This is a genomic window from Pseudolabrys taiwanensis (assembly GCF_003367395.1).
GTDB lineage: Bacteria > Pseudomonadota > Alphaproteobacteria > Rhizobiales > Xanthobacteraceae > Pseudolabrys > Pseudolabrys taiwanensis.
The window spans coordinates 3,508,969-3,533,806 of record NZ_CP031417.1 but is presented as its reverse complement, the minus strand read 5'-3'; the positions used below and the strand labels follow the sequence as shown (position 1 = coordinate 3,533,806).

Here is a 24,838-nt window from a genome sequence, read left to right as displayed (position 1 = left end):
AAATGGCGAAAAAGCTGATGACCGGCTCCTTCGTTGCGCTGATCACTCCGTTCAACAAGGACGGCTCGGTCGATTTCGCGGCCTTCCGCACGCTGCTGAAGTTCCATGAGGACAACGGGACCTCCGCCATCCTCATCATGGGCTCGACCGGCGAAACCTCGATGCTCTCGCCCGAGGAGAAGAAGAAGATCATCGTCGAATGCGCGAAGATGAAGACGGCGAAGATGCCGATCTTCTTCGGCTGCACCGGCAACAACACCGAGTCGACGATCGCCAGCGTGAAGTTCGCCAAGGACAACGGCGCCGACGGTGCGATCCTGGCGGCTCCTGCCTATATCTGTGCGCCGGAGGCCGATATCGAGCGCTTCTTCCTCGAGGTCGCCGACGCGACCGATCTGCCGCTCGGCATCTACAACAATCCGCCGCGCGTGAAGAGCGATCTGCACTGGGACAACCTGATCCGCATCTTCAAGCATCCGAACTATGTCGTGCACAAGGAGTCCACGACGCGCGTCGGTCAGGTGGCGCAGATTTTGGCGGCCAAGACGGGCGTCGCGGTCATGTGCTGCGACAGCCCCAATCTCGGCCTCGTCGTGCCGACCATGAGCCTTGGCGGCCATGGCACCGCGAACATGACCGGCAATGTCGCGCCGGGTGAGGTCGCCACCATTTCGACGCCGTGGAAGAGCTACGCCGAAGCCGAGGGCTTCAAGAATGCCTATCTCGGCCTCTTGCCGCTGCTCCACTACACATACTCGGCAATCAATCCGGTCGCGGTGAAGTCGCTGATGAAGGCGCTCGGCATGCCGGCCGGCGATCTGCGCAAGCCGCTCTCCGGCCTCGAAGGCGAAGCGCTGGCCAAGGGCTTGCGCATCGTGCAGGAGCTCGGCCTCGACAAGAAGTACGGCTACAACATCAAGCCGTTGTCGGTCGCGGCCTGAGACCCACGCATGGATCTCGGGATCGCCGGCCGCAAGGCCCTGTTGAGCGGCGCGAGCCGTGGCCTTGGCAAAGCCTGCGCGATGGCGCTGGCGAAAGAGGGGGTCGACGTCACGATCGTCGCGCGCACGCGCGACGTCCTGGAACAGGCGTGCGATGAGATCCGCGCGGCGACGGGCGTGAAGGTCACCCCCGTCGTCGGCGATATCACCAAGCCGGAAGGCCGGCAGGCCGCCATTGCCGCCTGTCCGGCGCCGGACATCCTGCTCAACAATGCCGACGGTCCGGTGCCCGGCGATTTCCGCAACTGGACGCGCGACGACTGGCTGGGCGCGCTCGACTCCATGATGCTCGGGCCGATCGAGATGATCCGGCTCACCGTGGACGGAATGATGAATCGCCGCTTCGGCCGCATCATCAATATCGTTTCGCGCAGCGTTAAGATTCCGCAGCATGAGCTTGGGCTCTCGAACGGCGCGCGCTCCGGCCTTGTCGGCTTCGTCGGCGGTCTCGCGCGGCAGACGGTCGAGCACAACGTCACGATCAACAATCTTCTGCCCGGCATCTTCGACAGCGACGGCCAGCGCCGGCACATCGAAGGCATGCTGGTCGAGGGCGGCAAGAGCTTCGATGAAATCTGGCAGGCGCGCGCCGCCGGCAACCCCGCCAAGCGTTACGGGCGTCCGCCCGAGCTGGGCGCATATTGCGCATTTATCTGTTCCGAACACGCCGGGTTCGTCACGGGCCAAAACCTATTGGTCGATGGGGGAAGCTATCCAGGGACTTTCTGATCAAGACCCCTGAAAGGAAATCGTTATGAAACATATCGCTTTTGCGGTGGCGCTGGCCGGCGCAGTCATTGGCGTTGCCGCTCCGGCGCTCGCTGAAACTTATCCCAACCGAACCGTCAGTATGGTCGTGCCTTATCCGGCCGGCGGTTCGGTCGATGGCGTCGCGCGCATTCTTGCGCAGAAGCTGGGCGAGTCATTCAACTCGTCGGTCATCGTTGAAAACCGCGCGGGCGGCGCTGGCGGCACGGTCGGCGCCAATGCCGTCGCGAAGGCTCAGCCCGACGGCTACACGCTGCTGCTCACCGCCTCGATTCACGTCACCACGCCGTTTCTGTTCAAGAACATTCCCTACGACGTGGTCAAGGACTTCACGCCGATCTCTTTGGTCGCGGTCGGTCCGCTGGTCGTGTCGACGGCGCCTAACGTTCCGGCCAACAATCTGAAGGAATTTTTCGAGCTCGTTCGCAAGGCGCCCGACAAGTACACCTTCGCCACGTCCGGCTTCGGCTCGGCCGGCCATCTCGCGGTCGAGCTTCTCAAGCGCCGCGCCGGCGTCAATACATTGGTCATCGCCTACAAAGGTGCGGGACCGATGCTGAACGATCTCATGGCCGGCCAAATTCAGCTCATCGCCGATCCGATGCTGTCGTCGCTGCCGTTGGCGCAAGGCAAGAAGATCAAGGCGCTCGCCATCACCAGCCTTAATCGCGTGGAAGCCGCGCCGGAGATTCCGACGGTCGAAGAGTCCGGGCTCGACAAGCTCGAGTTCGTCTCGTGGTACGGCCTCTGGGGTCCGAAGAACATGCCGCCGGCGCTTGTCGCCGACATTCAGGAGCATGTCGCGAAGGTGCTGGCGCAGCCGGAAGTGAAGCAGCGCCTGGGCGTGCTCGGCTTTGAAGCCAAGAGCTCGACCTCCGACGCGTTTGCAAAGTTCATCGACAAGGAAATGGCGACCTACTCCAAGATCATCAAGGACGCCAACATCAAGGCCGAATGAGCGACGTGTCTTGAAAGTCCTCGTTCTAGGCGCGGGCGTCGTCGGCACAGCCTGCGCCTATTACCTTTCCCGCGACGGTCACGAGGTGACGGTCGTCGATCGCCAGCCCGGCGCGGGGCTTGAAACGAGCTTCGCCAATGCCGGTGGCGTCTGCCCGGGCTTCGCGGGCCCGTGGGCGGCGCCGGGCATGCCGCTCAAGGTGTTACGCTGGCTATTCGCGCCGCATGCGCCATTGATGCTGCGTCCGCGGCTTGAGCCTGCGCAATGGCGCTGGCTGGCGCAGTTCGTCGGCAACTGCACGGCGGAACGCTTTGCGCGCAACAAGGCGCGGATGCAACGCGTTGCGCATTACAGCAAGGCGTGCCTCGTATCCCTTCGCGAGGAGACCGGCATCGCCTATGACCACGGCATCGGCGGCGTATTGCAGGTCTTCCGCACCGAGGAGGAGTTCGAGGGCGGCCGCCGCGCAGCAAAGGTGCTCGAGCAGTTCGACGTCATGCATCGCCTGTGGGGAGCGGATGATGTGCTCCGAATCGAGCCGGCCTTGGGAAAAAGCGAGGTGTCGTTCGCGGGTGGGCTGCATCTGCCGACCGACGAGACCGGTGACTGCCATCTGTTCACGACGCGGCTTGCGGAGCGATTGAAGGCCGCGGGCGTTACGTTCCAGTTCGGCACCGACGTGCAGCGCTTTGTCCACGACGGCAGTCGCGTGACGGGCGTCGCCACGAGCCGCGGTCTGCTCACCGCGGATCGTTATGTCGTCGCGCTTGCCAACGACGCGCCCGCCTTGCTCGAGCCGCTCGGCATCGATCTGCCGATCTATCCGGTCAAGGGCTACGCGATCACGCTCGACGATGTGCAAGTCGACCATGCGCCGCGCTCGTCGGTCATGGACGAGCACAGCAAGGTCATGGTGACGCGGCTGGGCGACCGGCTGCGCGCCGCTGGCGTTGCGGAAATCGCGGGGCACGATCGCTCGGTTAATACGGGCAAGGCGGCAGGCGTGCTCGCGGCGGCCCGCGCGTTGTTTCCGGCGGCCGGCGATTACGACCGCGTTTCCTACTGGGCGGGCTTGCGTCCTATGACGCCGGATGGGCCGCCTTATCTCGGCCCGACGCCGTTCGCCAATCTGCTGCTCAATGTGGGGCAGGGATCGAACGGTTGGACGCAAGCTTGCGGCTGCGGTCGGATTGTCGCGGATTTGGTCAGTGGGCGTCGGCCTGGCATCGATCTCGAGGGGATGACGCTGGGCGGCCGCTGACGTGCAAGCTTTATTCCGGCTCCTAGTGCCATCCTGCCGCAGCGCTAAAGCAAAATGGCCGGCGATGCACCGGCCATTTTCGATTTGTGCCATTGGATGAGACTAACCGCGCTCACTCCGGCGTAATTTTCGCGGTCTCGATCAGTTTGCGCTTCTGCTCGAGGTCCTTGGCGATGAAATCGCTGAACGCTTGCGGCGTGCTGCCGACAGCTTCGAAGCCGGCGGCATCGATGAAGCGCGCCTTGAACGCCGGCTCACTGAGCGCTGCCGCGGCGGTTTGCTGGATCTTGGCGACGATGTCGGGCGGCGTGCCGGCCGGGGCGAACAGGCCGAACCAGGAAAGCGGCTCGGCATTGGCGAAGCCCGCTTCCTTCAATGTCGGGATGTCAGGGAAGTCCTTCAGGCGCTCGCCTTTGCCGACAGCGAGGGCCTTCATTTTTCCGGCCTTGATATGCTGGCCGACGACCGCGGGACTGCCCAGCGTCATCTGAACCTCGCCGTTCAATGTCGCTAGAATGGCGGGCGCAATGCCGCGAAACGGCACCGGCAGAATGCTCGCTCCGGTCTGCGCCTTCACGGTCTCGAACAGCAGATCAGGCTGGCTGCCTTTGCCGTACGATCCATAGGACAGCTTGTTCGGGTTGGCTTTGGCGTAGTCGGCAAGTTCCTTGAGCGTGCTCACCGGCACGCTCGGATGCACCACCACGATCTGATGCAGGTCGATCAACTGCGTGACCGGCGCCAGATCCTTGACCGGGTCATAGGGCTGGCGCTTGAACAGGAAGGGATTGCTGGTGATCGAGGTGTCGCTGGTCAGCAGCAGCGTGTAGCCGTCCTTCGGCGCACGCGCGACGGCTTCGCCGCCGAGCATCGTGCTGGCGCCGGACTTGTTTTCGACGATCACGCTTTGATTCCACGCGCGGGAAAAATTATCCGCGAGAGCGCGCGCGAGCCCGTCGACGCCGCCGCCCGGCGCGTAAGGAACGATGATGCGGACCGTGTGATCGGGATAGGGCGACGCAGCGGCGGCAAATTGCGGCGCACTCACCAGAAGCGCCGCGATGAGAAAGAGTCGCGATAGCATGTCAGCCCCTTGATTGTTCGAAGACGAAGGCCAGCCCGCCGGTTTCCTCGGCAGGCAGCACGAGACGCCCGTCCACTTCCGCGAACGGCAATGCAAGACGGCCAAGACGCTCGCGTTGCCCCTGCAGGTCGCGGGTGACGAAGGAGACCGCGGCAATACACGGCGGCGGCGGTATCAGGCTTCCCGGCAGCAGTTTGCGCGCCTGCTCGCTCGTGATCAGCAGCAGCCGCGAGCCTTCCCTGAATTCGAAAACCGTCACGCCGTTCTCTTGTCGGGCGGGTCTGCTGAGATAGCGCGCGTACTTGTCGGCAAATCGCTCTACGTCGTCCGTGACCAGATAAGTGTCGCGCAGCATCTCGCTGCCGTTGGGATGCGCCGTATAGCGCGGCTGGTAGATGTACTCCGGCGTCAGGTGCCGTGCCGCCTGAATGTAGCCTTCCGGAGACTCGTTCGGCGCGAATTGGACACGCTGGAATTTGGCTGTCTTCACGCCGTCCGGTGTGTCGATCTCGCGTTGCAGCGGGATGACTCCCGACGTGCTGACGCCATTGGCGCGCAGGCGCTGATCGACCTGCTCAGGCTTCTCGGTGTTGAAGCAGATGATATGCGCGCCTTGATGGCGGTTCAGAAAGTTCGAGATGCGCGGCGCCGGCGCCGCGGGGTTCTCGCTTGCCAAGATCTCGAGATAATTGTCGCCGAACATGATGCAGCGATTGCCGGAAGCCAGGGACTGCACCTTGTCGCCCGGCTTCCATGCGCCGGAATGCGGTGAAAACGGCGTCAGAATGAAGCCGAGCTCTTCGAAGCGCGTTGCGATCGCCTTCAGATCTCTGACCGCCATGCCGACGTGATTGACGTGATCGATATCGTCCGAGCCGGCATTGCCTGCGCCAAAGTGCATTGCGTTCGTATCCCCCATCACGGCCGAATTACCGCAGAGCGGTGTTGTCGAAACAAGTCCGCAATTGCTTATTCATTCAGAGCCGCATCTTATAGATTGGACCGTGCGCTCGACGGCGCGCGCTGCGAACGCGGTCTCCTGCTCATCATCTGAGCGGCGGCGATCGGCCCCGTCGCCATTCCGAAATCGGCGTGTCGCGCGGCTGGCGCGCAATCTCGCCTAAGCGCGCCGGCGTCATCGAACACGGCCTTGCCGCCGGCCGCCATGCCAGTGGTCCTCTCCGCTTCCGTCGGCAGGCTGGTGGTCTCAAACCTGGCGCGCAAACGGGCGGTGCCCGCCAAAAACTAGGGCTTGCCAAAATGTATGATTAACCCAACAATCCCCCAACTAGATGACGGGACGGCGACGCCCATGCAGGACTCGACCCAGAGCTTGGCGCTACCGGAGGCCGAATGGGCCCAGCCGCCGCTCGACCGGTCGTCGCCGTTGCCGCTTTATGCCCAAATAAAACAAAGGCTTATCGGACTGATTCTGCGCTGGGAGCAGCCGGATCGGCGCTTCTATTCCGATGAGCAGCTGTGTGCGTTCTTCTGCGTCTCGCGCGACACCGTGCGCCAGGCGCTCTCCGAACTGGTGCGCGAGGGGCTGCTCACGCGCAGCCGGGGGCTCGGCACTTTTGTCGCGGTCAAGAAGCTCGAAGAACGCTTCGGCCCGGGAATGGACTTCATCCAGCAATGGGCCGCCAAGGGCACGCCCATCCAACCGACGCTCCTGGTGTTCGACCGTCGCGGCGCAGACGAAGACGTCGCTGCTGCACTCGAAATCGAGGTCGGGTCTCCCATTCTCTTCATCAAGCGCACGCGTGCGGCCGCCCGCGTGCCTGTCGCCATCGACTATCGTTATCTGCCCGCCGATCTCGTCACCGATTGGGACGAAAGCTCCGCGCTTGGCTCACCGCTGCATCTGCTCTGGCGGCGCCTCGAGTTGCGCACCGGCGATTTCGAGATCGAAGCCGGCATCGCGGGTCCGGAAGAGGTCGAATACCTGCACCTTCCCGCCGGCGCGCCGGTGCTCATTCGTTCGCTGCGTTATCGCGATGCAACCAATCGCTTGGTGATGGCCGGCCACACCGTGCACCGCGCCGATCTTGTTCGATATTCGCTCAGTGTTCCGCTGTCGCGCGAAGGTGTGGGTACCCCGCGCGAGATCGACTCCAGCGGAGTGCATAACGACTGAACTTGCCGGTCACGTGAATGCAACGGGCCGCCATTCGGCGTCCATTATCGGTGGAGGGGTATCGTGACTCTTGGAAGACGTACGTTCCTGCAACTGATCCCCGGCGCGGCGATTGCCGCTTCCGGCGTGCGTGTTGGCTGGGCCGCCGAACCCCTGCGGGTCGGCTCGATCCTGTCCGTGACCGGACCAGCCGCTTTTCTCGGCGAGGACATGAAGGCGGGCCTGCAACTCGCTGTCGACGAGATCAATGCCGCCGGCGGCATCAACGGCCGGCCGATCGCCTGGACCTTCTACGATGCGGAAAGCCAGACGCAGAAGGCGATTTCAGCGACGCGGCGTCTCATCAGCCAGGACAAGGTCGAGGTCATCGTCTCCGGCGGCAACATGAGCGGCATCGCGCTCGCGATGGCGCCGATGGCCGAAGCAGCCAAAATCCCGTTCATTTCCAGCGAGGGCGCGCTCGCGATTGTCACCCCCGTCGCCGATCGCAAATGGGTGTTCAAGAGCACCGTCGACGACGAAGACGTGCTCGAGCGGATTGCTGACTACTTCGACAAGAAGAAGATCAAGAAAGTCGCGTTGCTCGCGGATTCCAGCGGCTTCGGCCAGGGCGCCGTCACGCAGATGAAGAAGGTCGCGCCGCGCCGCAACCTCGACGTCATGTACGAGACGTTCGATCCGGCCGACACCGACATGCTGCCGCAACTGACGCGCATCCGCGACGGCGGCGCCGATGCAATCATCTGCTGGACCGTCACGCCCGCGGGCGTGGTGTTCATCAAGCAGGCGCAGCAGCTTGGCCTCGACAAGAAGACGCTGATTCACAGCTACGGCTTCGTCTCGGCCCACTACATGAACCTCGCCGGCGACGCCGCGAAATCGATCCTGCTTGCCAGCCTCAAGCTTCCGGTCGGCGACCAGTTGTCCGACAGCGATCCGCTCAAGGCGGGCATTCTCAAGCTGTTCAAAAACTATCAGGCCCGGTTCAATCGCCAGGCTAGCCTCTATGCGGCCGAGTCCTACGATGCGGCGATGCTCGCCAAAGAGGCGCTGATCAAAGTAAACGGCGACGTATCAAAGCTTCCGCAAGGCCTTGAGCAGATCAAGAACTTCGCGGGCACCAGCGGCGAATTCACGTTCTCGCCGGAGAAGCATTCCGGCCTGTCGAAGAAGGACATCGTGCTCGTCAACTGGCGCGACGGTCGCTTCAACCTGGTGGACTACGACTGAACCGCGTAACGATCTGGAGGTAAGTCATGGCGTTGTCTCGTGATATGTCGGCCGATCAGGCGTTCGAAGTCGTGCAGACCTTGCTCGATGGTCCGGAGAACCGGTTTCCGCTGACCTTCAATTCCGACCTGCCGCGTATTCGTGAACTCTTCCACGCCGCGACAAGGAACCAGTGGGATCCGAAAACCGACGTGGATTGGGACCAGCTCAAACCGGAGGCTTACACAGACGAGCAGCGCTATGCGGCGCGGCTCTACTGGAGCCGCCGGGCTTGGAGCGAATACGGCGCCATTTCCGAAAGCCCATCGCTCCAGCTCCGGTTCGGCCTGGAAAACCGGCCCTCGGACATGCAGCTCTTCTTCACGATCCGCTCGCAGGAAGAAGCGCGGCATGCCGAGGTCTGCCACACCATGGCGGAAAAGCTCGGCGGCTATATCGAGAAGCCGGTGCAACAGCTATTCGAGGGCTCGGTTGCGACGCATGGCGTGCGCCGTGCGACGCTGAATGCCGACGTGCCACTCGAAGGCATCATCGCGGCGCTGGTCTGCACCGCCGAGGAAATTGCTTTCGACGTGTTCAAGCACCTCGACGATGTAACGCGCGATCCTGTCGCGCGGCAGATCGTGCGCTTCATCATGCGCGACGAGTCGCGTCATTGCGCGTTCGGCTGGTACTTCCTCGAGGCGATCTGCGAGCAGCTCACGCCGGAGCAAAAGAAGATGATCGAGAACTCGGTCATCACGATGATGGAGAAGGTGGAGCTCAACGGCTACCACAGCGCCTGGCTCGCGCCGGAAAATCCCGCGTCCCGTTCGGAGGTCGATGCCGACCGCATCACATACGAGGCCGGTCTCGGCTCGACGGTCGAGGAAGAGGAAAAGCCGGTCTTCGTTGCCACCGTGCAGCGCATCCGCGAGCAGATGAAGCCGCTCGGCATTAATCTGCCCCCGTTCAGCCATCCGAAGCTTGGGACGATCTGACGTGGAACGCGTCCTGCACCTGGTCAAGCCGAGCCTGCCGCCATCGCATCTGCTGATCGAGCGGCGCTTCCCGCTCGAGATGAATGTTACGTTGCCCGAGATCCGGGAGCTTTACGACAGCGGCAAGGCGGGACGCTGGAATCCGCTGCGTGACATCGATTGGACAGCGCTTGCGCCGGAGCCGTACGACGAGACTGTACTGCAGGCAGCGCGGCGGACCTGGAGTCGCCGGCTTTGGGTCGAGGCAACGGGGCTGACCGAGACGCCGGCGCTGCTTATGCGCTTCTGTATGGAGGCCGGCCGCGAGATCGATCCGAAGTTCTATCTCACGGTGCGCAATACCGAAGAAGCCTGGCACGTCGAATGCTTCGACCGCATCGCCGAAAGCTTCGGTGGCCGCATCGCGGCCCCGGCGGATCGCGCATACGAAGCCGCGTTCAACCGCAACCTGCATCGGCGCATCATGAACGTGGAGCAGAACCTCGACAGCTATGTCGCTTGCTTCGCCGCGTTCGAAGACGGGCTGGAGCTTGAGCTCTGCCGCACCTGGCGGGCCAAGAGCACCAATCGGGCCATCGCCGAAGTGCTCGACCGCGTCATCGCCGATAAGGAGCGCCATGCCGCCTTCGGCTGGCTTTACCTTGAATCGCGCGCGTCGCATTGGTCCACCAAGGAACGTGCGTTGATCGCCGAAGAGCTCACGGCGCATGTGCGAGAAACCGAGCTGAAGGGCTATCACTGCCCCTGGCTCGCGCCCGAGCATGCGAGCGCCGAAGCGGATGCCGACGCCATCACGGCGGCCGCCGGACTTGGCGCCGCGCCACGCGCGGCCGAGGAGCAGGCGTTGGCGAGCTATGTCGCCAATGCCCGCGCCAAGCTTGCCGAGTTGGGCGTGACGCTGCCAATGTTCGAATCGAACCGTATGCGGACGTTCTGAACGCCATGCACACCGGATCCGCTGTCCTCCAACTTTTGGTCGCCGGCATCGGCACGGGCAGCATCTACGCGCTCATCGCGCTCGGCTTCAACGTGGTCTTCAAAAGCACGGGTGCGATGAACTTCGCGCAAGGAGAGTGGGTCGTGATGGGCGGCATGACCTCCGCCCTGCTGTTTGCCGCAACGAACAACATCCTGCTTGCCTGCCTTGCTGCGGTGCTGATCATCATCGTGGTCGGCATAGTGTCGGAGCGCCTGGTGATCTGGCCGTTGCGGCGGCCAAACGCCTTGCTGATTACCTTGGTCAGCATCGGGCTCGCCATCTGCACGCGCAGCCTCGTGATGTTGGTTCTCGGCAAGAAGCCGGTCGGCTACCCGGGCTTTTCGTCGACGGCGACACTTGAGGTGGCCGGCATCACCGTGCAGACCCAAACCCTCTGGATCATCGGCGTAACGCTCGTCTTCTTGATCGCGATGCATCTCTTTTTCGAGCGTAGCATCATGGGCAAGGCCCTGCGCGCCGCGGCGGCCGACCGCGATGCCGCGGCCATCGTCGGCGTCCGCGTCGAGACGACGGTGATGCTGTCCTTCGCCATCGCCGCTTTGGCTGGCGCACTGGCCGGCGCCATCATCACGCCGCTGACCTTGTCGTCCTATGATCAGGGGGCGATGTTCGGCTTCAAAGGCTTCTCGGCCGCGATGCTGGGCGGCGTCGGCAGCCTGCCGGGCGCCATTGTCGGGGGCCTCGCACTGGGGCTGCTCGAAGCCTTCGGCAGCTTCTACATTTCCTCCGACTTCAAGGATGCGATCGCCTTTGCTGTGCTGCTGCTGATCCTGTTCGTTCGCCCGTCCGGGTTCCTGGGCCGTGCCGACGTGGTCAAGGTCTGAGCGCATGACGGTGTTGCCCATGAACACAGCCGTCACAGCTCGTGCCGCACGTCCGTGGCATCTCTCGGATCATGCGCGGTTGTTGATCGTCTGGTTCGCGTTGCTGGTGATTCCCTTCCTGGCGCCGAATGCCTATGTGGTCTCGCTCGCGAACATGATGTTCATCAACATCATCCTGATCGCGAGCCTCAATCTGCTGATGGGCTATGGCGGGCAGATTTCGCTCGGCCATGCCGGGTTTTATGGCCTCGGCGCTTATGTGAGCGGCGTGCTTGGGGTGAAGTTCGGCCTCAGCGCCTGGGTCGGCCTGCCGGCAGCGGCGTTGATCACGGGCCTCGCCGCGCTGCTGATCGGCATTCCGGTGTTGCGCCTGCGCGGGCTTTATTTGTCCATGGCGACGCTTGGCTGGAACGCCATCCTGGTCGTACTGTTCAATCGTCTGGTCGACATCACCGGCGGCCCCAATGGCCTTCTCGGTGTCAGGCCGTTCAGTTTCGGCGACTTCGCGCTCGACAACGATTTCCGTCAGTTCCCGCTGGTGTGGCTGGTCGCGCTCCTGGTCATGCTGGCGATCCTCAATTTCCTGCGCTCGCGCATCGGCCGCGCCGTGCGCGCGGTCGCGACCAACGAGTTGGGTGCGGACGCCGTCGGCATCGACAGCTTCCGCACCAAGCTGCTCGTGTTCGTGCTGACGGCGGGCATGGCCGGCATCGCCGGTAGTCTCTACGTCCACGTCAATCAGTTCGCGTCGCCGGAAACTTTCAGCGTCTCCAGTTCCATCCTGCTGGTGGTGATGGTGGCGATCGGCGGCAGCGGCAGCTTCTGGGGGCCGATCCTCGGCGCGGCGATCTACACTGCCGTGCCGCAGGTGCTGCTCGACTACGAAGACGCCGAGCTGATGCTGTTCGGCCTGGCGATGCTGATCGTGCTGATCATCTCGCCCACCGGCCTCGCCGGCATACCCTCCGCGCTGCGCCGGCGGTTCGCCCGGAGGGCGGCATGAGCGACAGCCTGCTGCGCGTCGAATCGCTCAACTGCTATTTCGCCGGCTTGCGCGCGGTTGCCGAGCTGAGCTTCGACGTGCAGCCTGGCGAGATCAAAGCGGTGATCGGGCCGAACGGCGCCGGCAAAAGCACGTTGTTCAATATGATCGCCGGCGTCACGCGGCCGACCTCCGGCGAGATCTGGTTTGACGGTAGCCGCATCGACAACCTACCGACCTTTCGTCGCGCGCGTCTTGGCATCGCCCGGACATTCCAGAACCTGCAGATTTTCCGCGAGATGACTGTCTTGGAAAATGTCATGGTCGGGCGGCACATGCAGGGCCAGTCCAGTGTGATGGGCGCGCTCTTGTACACACCGGCCCTGCGGGCCGAGAATCGCGCGATGACGGAAACCGCGCTCGATCTGCTGGCGCGGTTCGAACTCGACACCAAGGCACAGGTCCTCGCCGGCGATTTGAGCTTCGGTCAGATGAAGGTGCTGGAGTTGGCGAGAGCTCTCGCGTCGAAGCCGCGCCTGCTGTTATTGGACGAGCCTGCCGCCGGCCTGCCGCAAGCTGAAGCCGAGCACATCGGCCAAATCATCACAGCGCTGAACCGTGACGGCATGACCGTGCTCCTGGTCGAGCACAATATGCGCATGGTGATGTCGCTCTCGCACGACATTCTCGTGCTCAACAACGGTCTGCGCATTGCGGAAGGCGACGCCGATCACGTACGTCGCCATCCCGACGTGCTGGCCGCTTATCTGGGCGACGCTGAATATGCTTGAGGTTGATTCGCTCACTGCCGGTTATGGCAACACTCAGGTGCTGCACAGTATCTCGCTACGCGTTGAAGCGGGGCAGTCGGTCTGCCTGATTGGTGCCAACGGTGCGGGCAAGACGACGTTGTTGCGTTGCCTTGCGGGCCTGTTGCGGCCGAGCAAGGGGCACATCCGCGTCGAAGGCAAGGATGTCGCCCTGGCCTCCGCCTCCGCGCGTCTCGACCATGGCGTCACGCTGGTGCCCGAGGGCCGCCGCGTTTTCACGCCGATGAGCGTCCGCGAAAATCTTGAGATGGGGGCCTTCCGCCGTTTGTGGCCGCGCCGCGATCGCGCCGTCGCTGCCGACATGGACATGGTGTTCGAGCTCTTTCCGCGGCTGCGCGAGCGACAGAGCCAGATCGCCGGCCTGCTGTCCGGTGGCGAGCAGCAGATGTTGGCGATCGGTCGCGCGCTGATGTCGCGGCCGCGGTTGTTGCTGCTCGATGAGCCGTCGATGGGCTTGGCGCCGAAGGTCGTACAGGAAATCTTCGCCACCATCCGGCGGCTGAACAAAGAAGGCATGTCGATCCTGCTTGCCGAGCAGAATGCCAACATGGCGTTGCGAAGCGCGGACTGGGGTTACGTCATCGCCGAAGGCGAGATCGTGCGGCAGGCCGAAAGCGACGCGCTCACGCGCGATCCCGCGGTACGCGCAGCCTATCTCGGACTTTAGTAATGCATTCTGGAAGCCGGACCTTGCAAGCAATCGATGACGCCCTCGAGGCGCAATACGCGCTGCGCAAACGCCACCCTGAACGTGACGAGGTTTACGACGACCACCGGCGCCGCAGCGCGGCGCTGCGTGCGGACGGCAACTGCAAGCTGGACGTTCGATATGGCGGGGGGGCGCGCTGCCTGCTGGACATCTTCCCGGCCGGGGAAGGCGCGCCGGTGCTGTTCTTCATCCACGGCGGCTATTGGCGCGCGCTCGACAAATCCTACGTCTCGTTCATCGCCGAGCCGTATCGGGCCGCCGGGATGACCGTGGTGCTCCCGGGTTACGACCTCGTGCCGGCGGTGAGCGTCGGCGGCATCGTCGACCAGATCCGGGCGGCCTTCGCCTGGGTTGTTGAGCATCTTAAGCCGGACCGCATCGTCGTTGCCGGCCATTCGGCCGGCGGCCAATTGGCGGCAATGCTGGCCCTCGATCAGGCTGGGCGTGGGGAGGGGCCGATTGTCGGCTTTGTCGGCATTAGCGGCGCCTTCGATCTGCGCCCGCTGTTGCAAACTTCGATCAATCACGATTTGAAGCTGTCGACGGACGAAGCCGCCGAGGCGAGCCCGCTCTTGCGTCTCTCGCGCCTGCCCGCCGGTGCGCCTTTGGTGCCGTTCTTGGGCGCGGTCGGTGGCGCGGAGACCAACGGATTCAAGCAATGGACCGCCGATCTCGTTACCGACTGGCGCGCGCGCGGCGGGACGGCTACTTATTGCGAGCTTCCCGGCTGTAGCCATTTCACCGTATTGGACCGCATGGCCGAGACCGATAACGAGGTGCTGCGCGCCATCGCTGGCTTTCTTGCCTGAACAGGATACGAGGCAACCATGCTCGAACCTATCTCGCCCAATCCGGAATCCGACGCCAAGCTCGCTTACAGCCAAGGCATGGTCGTGCGGGGTGAAACGCGCACGCTCTATATCTCGGGCCAAGTCGCCGCCGATGCCGCCGGGCAGGTCGCGCCAGACTTCGAAGGTCAGGTACGGCAGGTTTGGACCAACCTGATTGGTGTGCTCTCGGCGGCGAATATGAAAGTGACGGACCTGATCAAGGTCACGGCATTTCTGACCGACACCAAGGACTTTCCGGTCTATGTTAAGCTGCGGGCTGAGTTTCTCTCCGGTCATAAACCGACGTCGACCTTGCTGGTCGTGTCGGCATTGGCTCGCCCGGAGTGGAAGATCGAGGTCGAAGCCGTGGCGGTGAGTACGTCGGGCTGACCTCCGCCCGAAAGCACGGTTATTCGTCTACATAATCGATTGGCGCATAGCCGAGGTGCGCTGATCCGCCGCGCATTTTAAGCAATCTTTCACTTCACGAATTTACCTTCCCCACCGGAGTACCACGTGGTTTTTGGGGGGCGTGCGCACGACAGTGCGCGCCGGGGCATCTCAACAAACACGCGATATCAGGACCGAATTGCGCGAACTGTTCGCGCAAGCGGACGCTTGTTGCCAACTTCGGGGCAGAAGGCCAGCAAATGTCGAAATTCGCCGATCTCAAGATCCTGTACAAGATTCTCGCCTGTTTCATCCTGTTTGCGATTGCGAGCGTCGGGTCGATTTGGTTTGCGACCTCGAAAATGGCGATGATCGACGGCCTCTATTCGACCTTGCTCAGCAAGGAAGCGCGGGCGGCGGACAACGCGACGCGGGCCAACGCGGTTCTGACCCGTTTCATCCTGTCGAACTACCGAATCATCGCCGAGGTAAATGCCGCCGATATGCAGAAGGCGATTGCCGAGAAGGAAGCGAACGAGAAGCGCTTCCTGACACTGCTGCAGCTTGTGAAGCAGCAGGTGCCGGATCAAGTCGCGACTTTCGACGGCTACCAGAGGAAGTTCGAGGCAATGTTGCCTCAGTATAAGAATGTTGAAGCGCTCGGCCTCTCCAATAAGAACGACGAGGCGCGTGCCGCTATCGCTAAGATCGCGGTGCCGATGGCCGAATTGCAGCGGCAGTTTATCGAAACCTCCAACGATCTGGTCAAGCGGGTCGACGTAGCCTCGGACGCGGCGAGCGCCACGACGAATCAGACGATCTATTTGACGTATGCCGCGATCGCTATCGCGATGGTCGCGGTCTTCGGGATCGCAATCCTGATCGTACAGACGATGATCGCGGGGCCGCTTTCACGGCTCGTGCCCGAATTGAACAAGGTCGCGGAGGGCAACTTCAACGTTTCCCTGCAGTCGACCAACCGCAAGGACGAGATTGGCCAGATCACCACTGCCGTCGAGTTGGTGGTGGAGAAGGTCGGAACGACCATCAGCGGCATTCGGATGTCGGCCAACGAGGTGACCAATGCCTCGGCCGAGATTTCGACAAGCACCACCGATCTGTCGCAGCGCACGGAAGAACAGGCGGCGAGCCTCGAGGAGACGACCGCGTCGATGTCGGAAATCTCCGATACCGTACGCAAGAACGCCGACAACGCGCGTCAAGCCAACGAATTCGCCACCGAAACGAGCGTCGTCGCCGAGCGTGGCGGTGCCGTGGTCAGCGAGGCGGTCACCGCCATGGCGCATATCGAAGAGTCGTCGCGCAAGATTTCCGACATCATCGGCGTCATCGACGAGATCGCCCGCCAGACGAACCTGCTCGCCCTCAACGCGGCGGTCGAGGCCGCGCGCGCTGGCGAGGCCGGCCGTGGTTTCGCCGTGGTCGCGTCGGAAGTCCGCAGCCTCGCGCAGCGTTCGTCGCAGGCGGCGAAGGACATCAAGGATCTCATCACGAACTCCAACAGCCAAGTGAAAAGCGGTGTCGATCTGGTCAACAAGGCCGGTGAATCGCTCAGCGAGATCACGGCGTCGATCAAGAAAGTCGCTACCGTTGTCGCCGACATCGCGAATGCCAGCATCGAGCAGTCGACCGGCATCGAACAGATCAACCGCGCCCTCACTCAGATGGACGAGGTGACGCAGCAGAACTCGGCTTTGGTCGAGGAAAATGCCGCGACCGCGCGGACGCTGGAATCGCAGGCGAAGTCGATGGACGAACGCGTGGCGCAATTCCGCTTGCGCGGCAACGAGAGCATCGTCCGCAACGTGCGCCAGGCCACGCCCACCGCTGCGGTCGAGATGCCAGTCAAACCGGCGCCGACAGCCGCGCCGAAGCGCGCGGTTGCGCGGATGGCGGCAGCCGGCGGCGCGCGCCGGATGCAGAGCGCGCTTGCGGCAGCCGTGCAGTCCGACGAGTGGAAAGACTTCTGATCTCTCCAATTGGCGCGGCCGGCTCGATGCACGAGAGCATTGCGGCCGGCGCGCACGATTGTCACCTCGCTTGACATCTGCGTTGTAAAGCCCGTGCAAGCCGGCGACTGCACACTGTCGGAGACGCTTGCCCGATATGCGGCGGTACCTCTCCCCATCTTGATTCCGTGAAACCGAAGTGCCGGTCAGCGCGTTGCCGCAAAGGACCGTGCACGAGGGCTGGAGATGGGGTTCCGGATCGTCGTTCTGCTGCTTCTTCTTTCGACTGGAATACCAAGCATCGCGTGGTCCCAGGACTGGAACCAGAATAGCCGCGACAACGATTCGCGTCGCGACCAGCAGTGGGACAATCAGCGATGGGATCGCGGCGGCGATAATCGCGATAATGGTAATCGTGATAACGGCAATGTCACCGAGGCGCAGAAGCGGGCCTGCGAGCCAGAAGTCTTCCGCCTATGCAGCTATTATATCCCGAACCGGGATGCCATCACGGCTTGCCTTCACAAGAACATCAGCAAGTTGAATGCGGACTGTCGCGCCGTCATGGAAGGGCGGCTGCGCTAACGGAAGCACTGCGCGAGGTTCGTCCCGAACCAAATTCCCGAACCTGAATTATCCTTGTGCAACAACACGGGGTTCGGCGATGCAAATACCGGTCGAGATCGCATTTCATAACGTATCGTCTTCGGACGGGGTCGAAGATGCGATTCGCGAGCATGTCGACCGGCTTGAGCGCATTTACAGCCGCATGACGACATGCCGCGTGCGGGTCGATCAACGCAATCGGAATTCGAACGAGACGATTCCGCCTGTCGTGCGCATCGAAATCTCGGTGCCCGGGCACAAGGACATCGTGGTGTCGCACGAGCCAGCGCATCTCCAGCGTAAATTCCAGGCGCCCGATCTGAACAATGCGATCAATGAAGCATTCCGGATTGCCGAACGGCGTCTCACGAAGCACAAGGATAAGCTTTGCGATCACGGCACTGCGGAAATGGTGCACGAGGCGTCCAATGAATTTCGCGGGCAGATCGCGGATCTGCCGCCGGAAAAGGACTTCGGCTTCCTCATGACAAAAGAGGGTGGCCTGCTCTACTTCCACCGGAACAGCCTGCTCTCGGGCGACTTCGATTCGCTGCAGCGTGGCGATCAGGTCTCCTACGTGGAAAGCATGGGCGATACCGGTCCGGTGGCGAGCAAAGTCAGAATGCTTGGGTGACGCCGCGCCAGAGCAGATTATGGTCAGGTTGGAACGCCCTCCGTTCATTCCCGCGAAAGCGGGAATCCAGCGCGGCATCTGAAATATCGGCGCTTTGGCCCCTGGGCCCCCGCTTTCGCGGGGGCGAGCGGAATGTGAGGTGATTGCAGCTAAACGAGATGCGCTCGGGTGGTTAAGGTTCGTGTCTCGGCTAGCCTCGCCCGAGACTAGCCGTTTTCTTTGAAAGTGGTGACCAGCGATTTGCGAAAGGCGCGGTCGCGCTTGAGATGCCACTCGCGGCTCATGGCTTCCTGCCGTGTGGCGAAGCTCTCCGAATGCAACAAGACCCAGATGCGGCCGCGTGTCGAGCGCGCTCCCTTGCCGGCGTTATGCCGCGCGAGCCGTTTCTCGATGTCGGTGGTCCAGCCGACGTAGGTGAGGTGACGATCTTTGCCGAAGCTGCCGAGGACGTAGACGTAAGCGTGCATGCGTGGCCCAAATGCCGTGTCAGCCATGGCGGCTGACACACGTCACACAACACTCAACGAAAACTAACTCAGCGGAAGCCGGTGCCCACCCAGCGGCTGGCGAAGCCACCGACCGGCATAACCGGCTGGGCGCCGGAGAGTGGGGCGCTCGGCGCCGGGGCCGGAGCGGAATAGGCCGTGCGCAATTCCGGCGCGGGCGCACTCGACGCCTCATCCTTTTCGGTCGGCTTGGCGCGCGCGACCGGCGTGGCACTGGCGACGGTCGCCGCCGGCTTGGCCGGATGGTGAGGCTTCGGCGTCGACGCGGTCTGATAGACCGGCGAACGCTTGGGCTTGGCGGCCATATCGGTGTTGGTGCCGCGCAGGGCCGGCGCGGCGTTGTCCGCAGCCTTGCTCTCTTCCGACGCGTTGAACATGCCGATCAGGCCGGCGATCGAGCCGGGCTTGCCCGCGCCTTCGCCGCTGTCCGATGCGGTCGCCACTTGCGTCGTCAGGTTCTTCGGCACGGTCACGTTCGTGGCCGGGATGGGGCCGTTCTCGCGCGGCAGCGAGCCGGGCGCGGCGGCAACCTGCACCAGATTGCCCTTGGCATCGTAGCCTTCCTGGGTATTGAGCTTGGACGCGAACACCGGGTTCATGCCGCCGTCGATACCGGCGCGCGATGCAGCGGTGGACACGCCCTCGGCGATGTACTTCGCCATCTTGTACTGTTCGTCGCGGCGCATCTCGAGCACCGCATCGGCGACGTTCTTATCGAGCTGATAAGCCGGGCAGGCGCCTCTGGGGTTGAACGACAACGGCCTGGTCGCGCCGTCCGGCTCAGCCGGATCGAACACGTAGCGCCGGTCGCAGACCGCGACCTTCGTCTCAAGCTTGGTCGCTTCGAAGTGGTCGTAGCCTTCCTTCAGCATCTTCCAGAATGCGAAGTTCGGGTTGTTGCGATGCTTGGCCATGTTCAACGCGGTCATGCGGAACGGGAAGGCCTGCAATTGGAACGACTTCTGGCCGCCGAAGAACGACTCGCGCGCCAGCGCGTAAATTTCCTGGATCTGCTCGTCCGTCATCGCGTAGCAGCCGCGGGAGGAGCAGTCGCCGTGCACCATCAGCTCCGAGCCGGTGTAGCCCATCGCGCGGTCGTAGGCGTTGGGGAAGCCGGTGTTGAAGGCGAGATAGTAGCTGGAGTTCGGATTCATCTGCCCGGGCGTGATCGTGTAGAAGCCCTCCGGCGCCTGGCGGTCGCCTTCCTTCTTCTTCGGGCCGAGATCGCCGGACCAGCGGCAGATGGGATAGGTCTTCAGCAGGGCGTACTGGCCGTCCTTATTCTGCTTCCAGACCTCGAGTTCGGATTCTTCCTTGAACAGCCGGACAAGGATCGGCGACCCCTTGTCCATGTTCTTTTCCTGGATTTCGGAGATCGTCTTCTGCGACAGCGGCGCCATCGCGCGTCCATTGGTCGGGACGTCATTCGGATTGCAGCCGGCAAGAGTCACCGCGACGGCCACAGCCGCCGACGCCAACAGCGCGCGTACGAATGAAGCTTTCAAACGCTGGTACTCCCCGAAGGCCGGGCCCTCATTGAGGTATCGTTAGCCATAACATGTGGCATCCGCAAGGCAAACAAGTCCCGGCCCCTTTGGCACTAAGCCTATGGTAAACCACGCCTAAAGCCTGATCCAGCGCCAAACGGCGACAGCTGGTATCTTGGTAGCGCGCTACCCCGCATTTCGGACCATCGTCCGGCCCATAGCGAGGAATTTCTCTCGGCGCTGTTTACGGACGGTTTCGGCGCTGAGGCCGTGCAACTCCCCGAGGGAGTGGGCGATGGCATCACCGGTCGCGGCGATCGCCGCCGCCGGGTCGCGGTGGGCGCCGCCGGTCGGCTCCGGCACGATCGTGTCGATGACGCCGAACCGCACCATGTCCTGAGCGGTGATCTTCATATTGGTGGCGGCTTCCTGCGCCTTTGTCGTGTCGCGCCACAGGATCGAGGCCGCGCCTTCCGGCGAGATCACGCTGTAGATCGCGTGCTCCAGCATCAGCACCCGGCTGGCGGTGGCGAGCGCGATGGCGCCGCCCGAGCCGCCTTCGCCGAGGATCACCGCGACATTCGGCACCCCGAGACCGAGGCACACGTCGGTCGAGCGCGCGATCGCTTCCGCCTGGCCGCGCTCTTCGGCCCCGATGCCGGGATAGGCGCCGGCCGTATCGACCAGCGAAAGCACAGGAATATCGAAGCGTTCGGCCATTTCCATCAGCCGCACCGCCTTGCGGTAGCCCTCTGGCCGAGCCATGCCGAAATTGTGCTTGAGACGGCTCTCGGTGTCCGAGCCCTTCTCGTGGCCCAGCACGCAGACGCTCTCACCGCGGAAACGACCGAAGCCGCCGATGACGGCCTCGTCGTCGCCGAACTTGCGGTCGCCGGCCAGCGGCACGAAATCGGTGATCAGCGCGCGGACGTAATCCAGGCAGTGCGGTCGCTGCGGATGGCGCGCGACCTGCGTCTTCTGCCAGGGCGACAAATTGTCGTAGAGGTCTTTCAGCGCGAGCGCCGCCTTGGCCTCGAGTCGGCCGATCTCGTCGCCAATGGCGACAGCGGTGCCGCTTTCACCCATAGCGCGCAGCTCCTCGACCTTGGCCTCCAACTCGGCCACCGGCTTTTCAAAATCGAGATAACTGCGCATGGGACGACTATTGGTCTTTCAAAGTTAATTGTTTGGGGTGGGCGGGGGGACACTGGCCATTGCCGGAGCCGCGAGTCAACCGCACGCCTTGCCGGTCACCGGGAGAAATCTTAGGTACGGTGGCGGTCGGGACGGCCCGACCGCCAATCTATCCGCGCGGGGACGGCCCCCATCGACGTGAATGGAGGCGTCTTCATGGCGTGGATTATTCTTTTGGCCGCCGGTCTTTTCGAGGTTGTCTGGGCGGTAGGATTGAAGGCTGCCAATGGCCGGCCCTTGATCCTTGCGATTACCATCGCGGCCATGATTGCCAGCGTGGCGCTGCTCTATCTCGCCTTGCGCGATCTGCCTCTCGGTACCGCCTATGCGATATGGACCGGCATCGGCGCGGTCGGCACCGTGCTCGTCGGGATTGTTTGGTTCGGCGAGTCGGCCGATCCGCTGCGCGTTGCTTGCATCGCGCTCATTTTCGCCGGCATTGCCGGCCTGAAGTGGGCGACGCCCTAGCTCTCGGCGAGCGGGTGGAGATCGCGCACCAGCGACTTCAACCGCTCTTCCAGCACATGCGTATAAATCTGCGTGGTGGAGATATCGGCATGGCCGAGCAATGTCTGCACCACGCGCAGATCGGCGCCGTTGTGCAGGAGATGGCTGGCGAAGGCGTGCCGCAGCACATGCGGTGACAGGCGCGCGCCGTCGATGCCGCACGCCGCGCCGAGCGCCTTCAAGTCGCGGGCGAAATGCTGGCGCGTGAGGTGTCCGCTCTCACCGAAGGATGGAAACAGCCATTTCGACGACGCGTCGGTTTTGGCATCGGCGCGGAGCGCGAGGTATTCCGCCATCGCACGCTTGGCCGCCTGGTTGAGAGGCACCAGCCGCTCCTTGCCGCCTTTGCCGCGCACCACCAGCATGCGCTGATCGCGGCGCGCCGCCGACGCCGGCAGAGCGACGAGTTCGGACACGCGCAGGCCGGTGGCGTAGACCACTTCCAAAAGGCACAAAAGACGCGCCGAGCGCAGGCGCTGCGCGATCGGTTGCTCGGCGTTCTCCGCATTGGCGCGTGCCTGCGCAAGCAAGCCGTCGACTTCTTTGATCGACAGGACTTTGGGGAGGGTCCGTGCGCGCTTGGGGCCTTCGAGCACGGCGGCCGGATCGTCGCCCCGTTTTCCTTCCGCGTACAGGAAGCGATAAAGCTGCCGCGTTGCCGACAGCCGCCGTGCCAGCGATGAGGTCTTGAAGCCGCGCTCGTCGAGGCTCTTGAGGAAGCCGCGCAGGTCGTCGGTGTCCGCATCGGCAATGGCAACGCCATGCGCGCGCAGATGCGCCGACAAATCCTCGAGATCGTTGCGGTAGGCCGCGAGCGTATTCTCGCCGGCGCCGCGCTCGGCCGCCAGCATGTCGAGGAAGAGCTCGATCGCGGCCTCGTCGTTCGCGCGTGGACGGCCGGTCATGCCGTGCCCCGTCAGTGCGGCTGTTTGACGAATTTGTCGGGCGGTATCGTCTGCACGATTTCGCGCGGCTTGAACGGTACGAAGTTGGCGAGTGCGAACACCGCCGCGTAGCTCAATCCGCCGATGATGCCGACGACGAACAGGAATCTGAAGAGACTCGGCATGCAGGAATCCGGCGAAGGAGCAAAGCGTATGGTTAAGGCCGAAAGGTTACGACCACGTTCCCCGGCCTTAGGCAAGGGGCGCCATCGCCGCCGGGCCGTTGCTGCTATATAGGGAGGCGAGCCGCCGACCCGGAACCCAGATATGGTTAACATCGCCGTCCAGAAACCCGCAGCCGACTCGCAGGAGCGGGCGGTCGTGCGCGCGCTCGGCGCGCGCTCGGTGGTGCTGGTCGGCATGATGGGGGCCGGCAAATCCTCGATCGGGCGGCGGCTTGCGCACCGGCTGGGCGTGCCCTTCGTCGATGCCGATACCGAGATCGAAAGCGCCGCGGGAATGTCCATTCCCGAAATTTTCGACAAACATGGCGAGCCATACTTTCGTGCCGGGGAGGCGCGGGTGATCGCCCGTCTGCTCGACCAGGGTCCGCAAGTGCTGGCGACCGGCGGCGGGGCGGTCATGGACCCGCAGACCCGTGGGCTCATCCGCGACAAGGGCATCTCGATCTGGCTGAAAGCCGATATCGACGTGCTGCTGAAGCGCACCAAACGCCGCTCCGACCGCCCGCTCGTCGACCGTATCAAGGACTTGATGCCTCAACGCGAACCGATCTATGCCCTGTCCGATCTCGTGGTGCAGTCCCGCGACGAGCCGCACGAGATCATCGTGGATGAGATCATGGCCGCCCTTGCCGCATATCCGGGGTGTGGCGGCGGAGGAGAGCAAGGTATGACCGCGCCCCTGCGCAGCAACGAGCCGATCACCGTTGAGGTGGCGCTGGGCGAGCGCACCTATGACATCGCCATCGGCCGCGGGCTTCTCGCGTCGCTCGGCGCGCGCATCAAGGCGCTGCGTCCCGGTGCGCGCACAGTCATTGTCACGGATGAGAACGTCGCGAAGCAGCATCTCCCGGCGGCCCAGGCGGCCTTGTCCGAGGCCGGCGTCGAGTCGTCGGCCATCGTCGTGACGCCCGGCGAGGGCTCCAAGAAGTTCGCGACCTTTGAGCGTGTGTGCGAAGACATCATTGCCGCGCGCATCGAGCGCGGCGATCTTGCCATTGCGCTCGGCGGCGGGGTGATCGGCGATCTCGCTGGCTTCGCGTCGTCCTGCGTGCGGCGCGGACTCGACTTCGTGCAGGTGCCGACATCGCTGCTGGCGCAGGTCGACTCGTCGGTCGGCGGTAAGACCGGCATCAATTCGCGCCACGGCAAAAATCTGATCGGCGCATTCCATCAACCGGTGCTGGTCATTGCCGACACGGCGTTGCTCGACACGCTGCCGGCGCGCGAGTTCCGCGCCGGCTACGCCGAGGTCGCCAAATACGGACTGCTCGGGGATGAGGCGTTCTTTGCCTGGCTCGAAGCCAATTGGCGCGAGGTCTTCGCTGGTGGTCCCGCGCGCGAGCACGCCATCGCCGTGAGCTGCCGCGCCAAGGCGGGCGTGGTCGCGCGCGACGAGCGCGAGACCGGCGAGCGGGCGCTGCTCAATCTCGGCCATACATTCGGCCATGCGTTCGAAGCCGGCTGCGGCTTTTCCGATCGTCTGCTGCATGGTGAGGCGGTGGCGCTCGGCATGGTGATGGCGTTCGACTTCTCTGCCCGCAAAGGTCTGACGAGTCAGGCCGAAGCCGATCGGGCGCGCGCGCATCTTGCCGCTGTCGGGCTGCCGACCCATGTCAGAGACGTCGCCGGTGGCGTACCGGGCATCGATGCTTTGATGGACCTGATTGCGCAGGACAAGAAAGTGAAGCGCGGCAAGCTTACGTTCATCCTGGTGCGCGGCATCGGCCAAGCCTTTATCGAGAACAATGTCGATCCTGCCGAGGTGCGCGCCTTTCTCGCCGAACAAGTTGCCGGATGAGTGCGGGGCGCATCCGGCAGACT

The 24,838-nt window shown here is 63.4% G+C and carries 26 protein-coding genes; 19 read left to right on the top strand and 7 right to left on the bottom strand.

The window, feature by feature from the left end:
• The first annotated feature begins 2 nt into the window (after positions 1-2).
• The 4 genes from DW352_RS16805 to DW352_RS16790 are packed head-to-tail and all read left to right on the top strand — an operon-like array spanning position 3 to position 3,988.
• Positions 3-941, top strand: a complete 939-nt coding sequence (locus DW352_RS16805; protein ID WP_115692419.1) for a 4-hydroxy-tetrahydrodipicolinate synthase family protein — start codon at positions 3-5, stop codon at positions 939-941.
• A gap of 9 nt (positions 942-950) precedes the next feature.
• Positions 951-1,730 carry an SDR family oxidoreductase gene (locus DW352_RS16800; protein WP_115692418.1) on the top strand — a complete coding sequence of 260 codons (780 nt, stop codon included), beginning with the start codon at positions 951-953 and terminating at the stop codon, positions 1,728-1,730.
• Between the two features lie 25 nt (positions 1,731-1,755).
• Positions 1,756-2,727, top strand: a complete 972-nt coding sequence (locus DW352_RS16795) for a Bug family tripartite tricarboxylate transporter substrate binding protein (protein WP_115692417.1) — start codon at positions 1,756-1,758, stop codon at positions 2,725-2,727.
• Positions 2,728-2,737: 10 nt separating this feature from the next.
• Complete coding sequence (locus tag DW352_RS16790) at positions 2,738-3,988, top strand: D-amino acid dehydrogenase (RefSeq protein ID WP_115692416.1); 1,251 nt, start codon at positions 2,738-2,740, stop codon at positions 3,986-3,988.
• A 112-nt stretch (positions 3,989-4,100) separates the two neighbouring features.
• On the opposite strand, the gene DW352_RS16785 is transcribed toward DW352_RS16790, so the two are convergent.
• Both DW352_RS16785 and DW352_RS16780 read right to left on the bottom strand, forming a co-directional pair.
• Positions 4,101-5,072, bottom strand: coding sequence for a Bug family tripartite tricarboxylate transporter substrate binding protein (locus DW352_RS16785; protein ID WP_115692415.1), 972 nt, complete (start codon positions 5,070-5,072; stop codon positions 4,101-4,103).
• A 1-nt stretch (position 5,073) separates the two neighbouring features.
• Positions 5,074-5,973, bottom strand: coding sequence for a VOC family protein (locus DW352_RS16780; protein ID WP_162827015.1), 900 nt, complete (start codon positions 5,971-5,973; stop codon positions 5,074-5,076).
• A gap of 411 nt (positions 5,974-6,384) precedes the next feature.
• On the opposite strand from DW352_RS16780, the gene DW352_RS16770 reads away from it, so the two are divergent.
• The 13 genes from DW352_RS16770 (at position 6,385) to DW352_RS16710 (ending at position 18,194) form a co-directional block, all read left to right on the top strand.
• Positions 6,385-7,209, top strand: a complete 825-nt coding sequence (locus tag DW352_RS16770; protein ID WP_162827014.1) for a GntR family transcriptional regulator — start codon at positions 6,385-6,387, stop codon at positions 7,207-7,209.
• A 63-nt stretch (positions 7,210-7,272) separates the two neighbouring features.
• Positions 7,273-8,439, top strand: a complete 1,167-nt coding sequence (locus tag DW352_RS16765; RefSeq protein ID WP_162827013.1) for an ABC transporter substrate-binding protein — start codon at positions 7,273-7,275, stop codon at positions 8,437-8,439.
• A 26-nt stretch (positions 8,440-8,465) separates the two neighbouring features.
• Positions 8,466-9,419 carry a ferritin-like domain-containing protein gene (locus DW352_RS16760; RefSeq protein ID WP_162827012.1) on the top strand — a complete coding sequence of 318 codons (954 nt, stop codon included), beginning with the start codon at positions 8,466-8,468 and terminating at the stop codon, positions 9,417-9,419.
• Between the two features lies 1 nt (position 9,420).
• Positions 9,421-10,356: a hypothetical protein gene (locus DW352_RS16755; protein WP_115692409.1), complete on the top strand. Its 936-nt coding sequence runs from the start codon at positions 9,421-9,423 to the stop codon at positions 10,354-10,356.
• A gap of 5 nt (positions 10,357-10,361) precedes the next feature.
• Positions 10,362-11,243 (top strand): branched-chain amino acid ABC transporter permease, encoded by an 882-nt coding sequence (locus tag DW352_RS16750; protein ID WP_115692408.1) that lies wholly within the window; start codon positions 10,362-10,364, stop codon positions 11,241-11,243.
• A 19-nt stretch (positions 11,244-11,262) separates the two neighbouring features.
• On the top strand, positions 11,263-12,246 hold the full coding sequence (locus DW352_RS16745; RefSeq protein WP_162827011.1) for a branched-chain amino acid ABC transporter permease: 984 nt from the start codon (positions 11,263-11,265) through the stop codon (positions 12,244-12,246).
• Positions 12,243-13,016, top strand: coding sequence for an ABC transporter ATP-binding protein (locus DW352_RS16740; protein WP_115692406.1), 774 nt, complete (start codon positions 12,243-12,245; stop codon positions 13,014-13,016). The genes DW352_RS16745 and DW352_RS16740 overlap by 4 nt, the downstream gene beginning before the upstream one ends.
• The gene (locus tag DW352_RS16735; RefSeq protein WP_115692405.1) at positions 13,009-13,722 is read left to right on the top strand and encodes an ABC transporter ATP-binding protein; all 714 of its coding nucleotides are present in this window, start codon (positions 13,009-13,011) and stop codon (positions 13,720-13,722) included. Before DW352_RS16740 ends, DW352_RS16735 begins: the two co-directional genes overlap by 8 nt.
• Positions 13,723-13,745: 23 nt before the next feature.
• Positions 13,746-14,573: an alpha/beta hydrolase gene (locus tag DW352_RS16730; protein WP_162827010.1), complete on the top strand. Its 828-nt coding sequence runs from the start codon at positions 13,746-13,748 to the stop codon at positions 14,571-14,573.
• An 18-nt stretch (positions 14,574-14,591) separates the two neighbouring features.
• On the top strand, positions 14,592-14,984 hold the full coding sequence (locus DW352_RS16725) for a RidA family protein (protein ID WP_115692403.1): 393 nt from the start codon (positions 14,592-14,594) through the stop codon (positions 14,982-14,984).
• A 260-nt stretch (positions 14,985-15,244) separates the two neighbouring features.
• A complete protein-coding gene (locus tag DW352_RS16720) occupies positions 15,245-16,975 on the top strand; it encodes a methyl-accepting chemotaxis protein (RefSeq protein ID WP_115692402.1) in 1,731 nt (576 codons plus the stop codon).
• A 225-nt stretch (positions 16,976-17,200) separates the two neighbouring features.
• Entirely contained in the window at positions 17,201-17,539 is a 339-nt protein-coding gene (locus tag DW352_RS16715) for a hypothetical protein (RefSeq protein WP_115692401.1), read from the top strand.
• On the top strand, positions 17,499-18,194 hold the full coding sequence (locus DW352_RS16710) for an HPF/RaiA family ribosome-associated protein (protein WP_245434151.1): 696 nt from the start codon (positions 17,499-17,501) through the stop codon (positions 18,192-18,194). Before DW352_RS16715 ends, DW352_RS16710 begins: the two co-directional genes overlap by 41 nt.
• A gap of 206 nt (positions 18,195-18,400) precedes the next feature.
• On the opposite strand, the gene DW352_RS16705 is transcribed toward DW352_RS16710, so the two are convergent.
• From DW352_RS16705 to DW352_RS16695, 3 genes are all read right to left on the bottom strand, one after another.
• The gene (locus DW352_RS16705) at positions 18,401-18,688 is read right to left on the bottom strand and encodes a GIY-YIG nuclease family protein (RefSeq protein WP_115692399.1); all 288 of its coding nucleotides are present in this window, start codon (positions 18,686-18,688) and stop codon (positions 18,401-18,403) included.
• A 41-nt stretch (positions 18,689-18,729) separates the two neighbouring features.
• Positions 18,730-20,205 carry a L,D-transpeptidase family protein gene (locus DW352_RS16700; protein ID WP_210209847.1) on the bottom strand — a complete coding sequence of 492 codons (1,476 nt, stop codon included), beginning with the start codon at positions 20,203-20,205 and terminating at the stop codon, positions 18,730-18,732.
• A gap of 168 nt (positions 20,206-20,373) precedes the next feature.
• Positions 20,374-21,342 carry an acetyl-CoA carboxylase carboxyltransferase subunit alpha gene (locus tag DW352_RS16695; RefSeq protein WP_115692398.1) on the bottom strand — a complete coding sequence of 323 codons (969 nt, stop codon included), beginning with the start codon at positions 21,340-21,342 and terminating at the stop codon, positions 20,374-20,376.
• 195 nt (positions 21,343-21,537) lie between these two features.
• Between DW352_RS16695 and DW352_RS16690 the strand changes: the two genes are divergently transcribed.
• Positions 21,538-21,849 carry a DMT family transporter gene (locus DW352_RS16690; protein WP_115692397.1) on the top strand — a complete coding sequence of 104 codons (312 nt, stop codon included), beginning with the start codon at positions 21,538-21,540 and terminating at the stop codon, positions 21,847-21,849.
• Here the strand turns inward: DW352_RS16690 and DW352_RS16685 are convergent.
• The gene (locus DW352_RS16685; protein ID WP_115692396.1) at positions 21,846-22,793 is read right to left on the bottom strand and encodes a site-specific tyrosine recombinase XerD; all 948 of its coding nucleotides are present in this window, start codon (positions 22,791-22,793) and stop codon (positions 21,846-21,848) included. The genes DW352_RS16690 and DW352_RS16685 overlap by 4 nt on opposite strands.
• Positions 22,794-22,804: 11 nt before the next feature.
• A complete protein-coding gene (locus DW352_RS16680) occupies positions 22,805-22,957 on the bottom strand; it encodes a histidine kinase (protein ID WP_115692395.1) in 153 nt (50 codons plus the stop codon).
• Between the two features lie 142 nt (positions 22,958-23,099).
• On the opposite strand from DW352_RS16680, the gene aroB reads away from it, so the two are divergent.
• On the top strand, positions 23,100-24,815 hold the full coding sequence (gene aroB / locus DW352_RS16675) for a 3-dehydroquinate synthase (RefSeq protein WP_115692394.1): 1,716 nt from the start codon (positions 23,100-23,102) through the stop codon (positions 24,813-24,815).
• Positions 24,816-24,838: the final 23 nt, after the last annotated feature.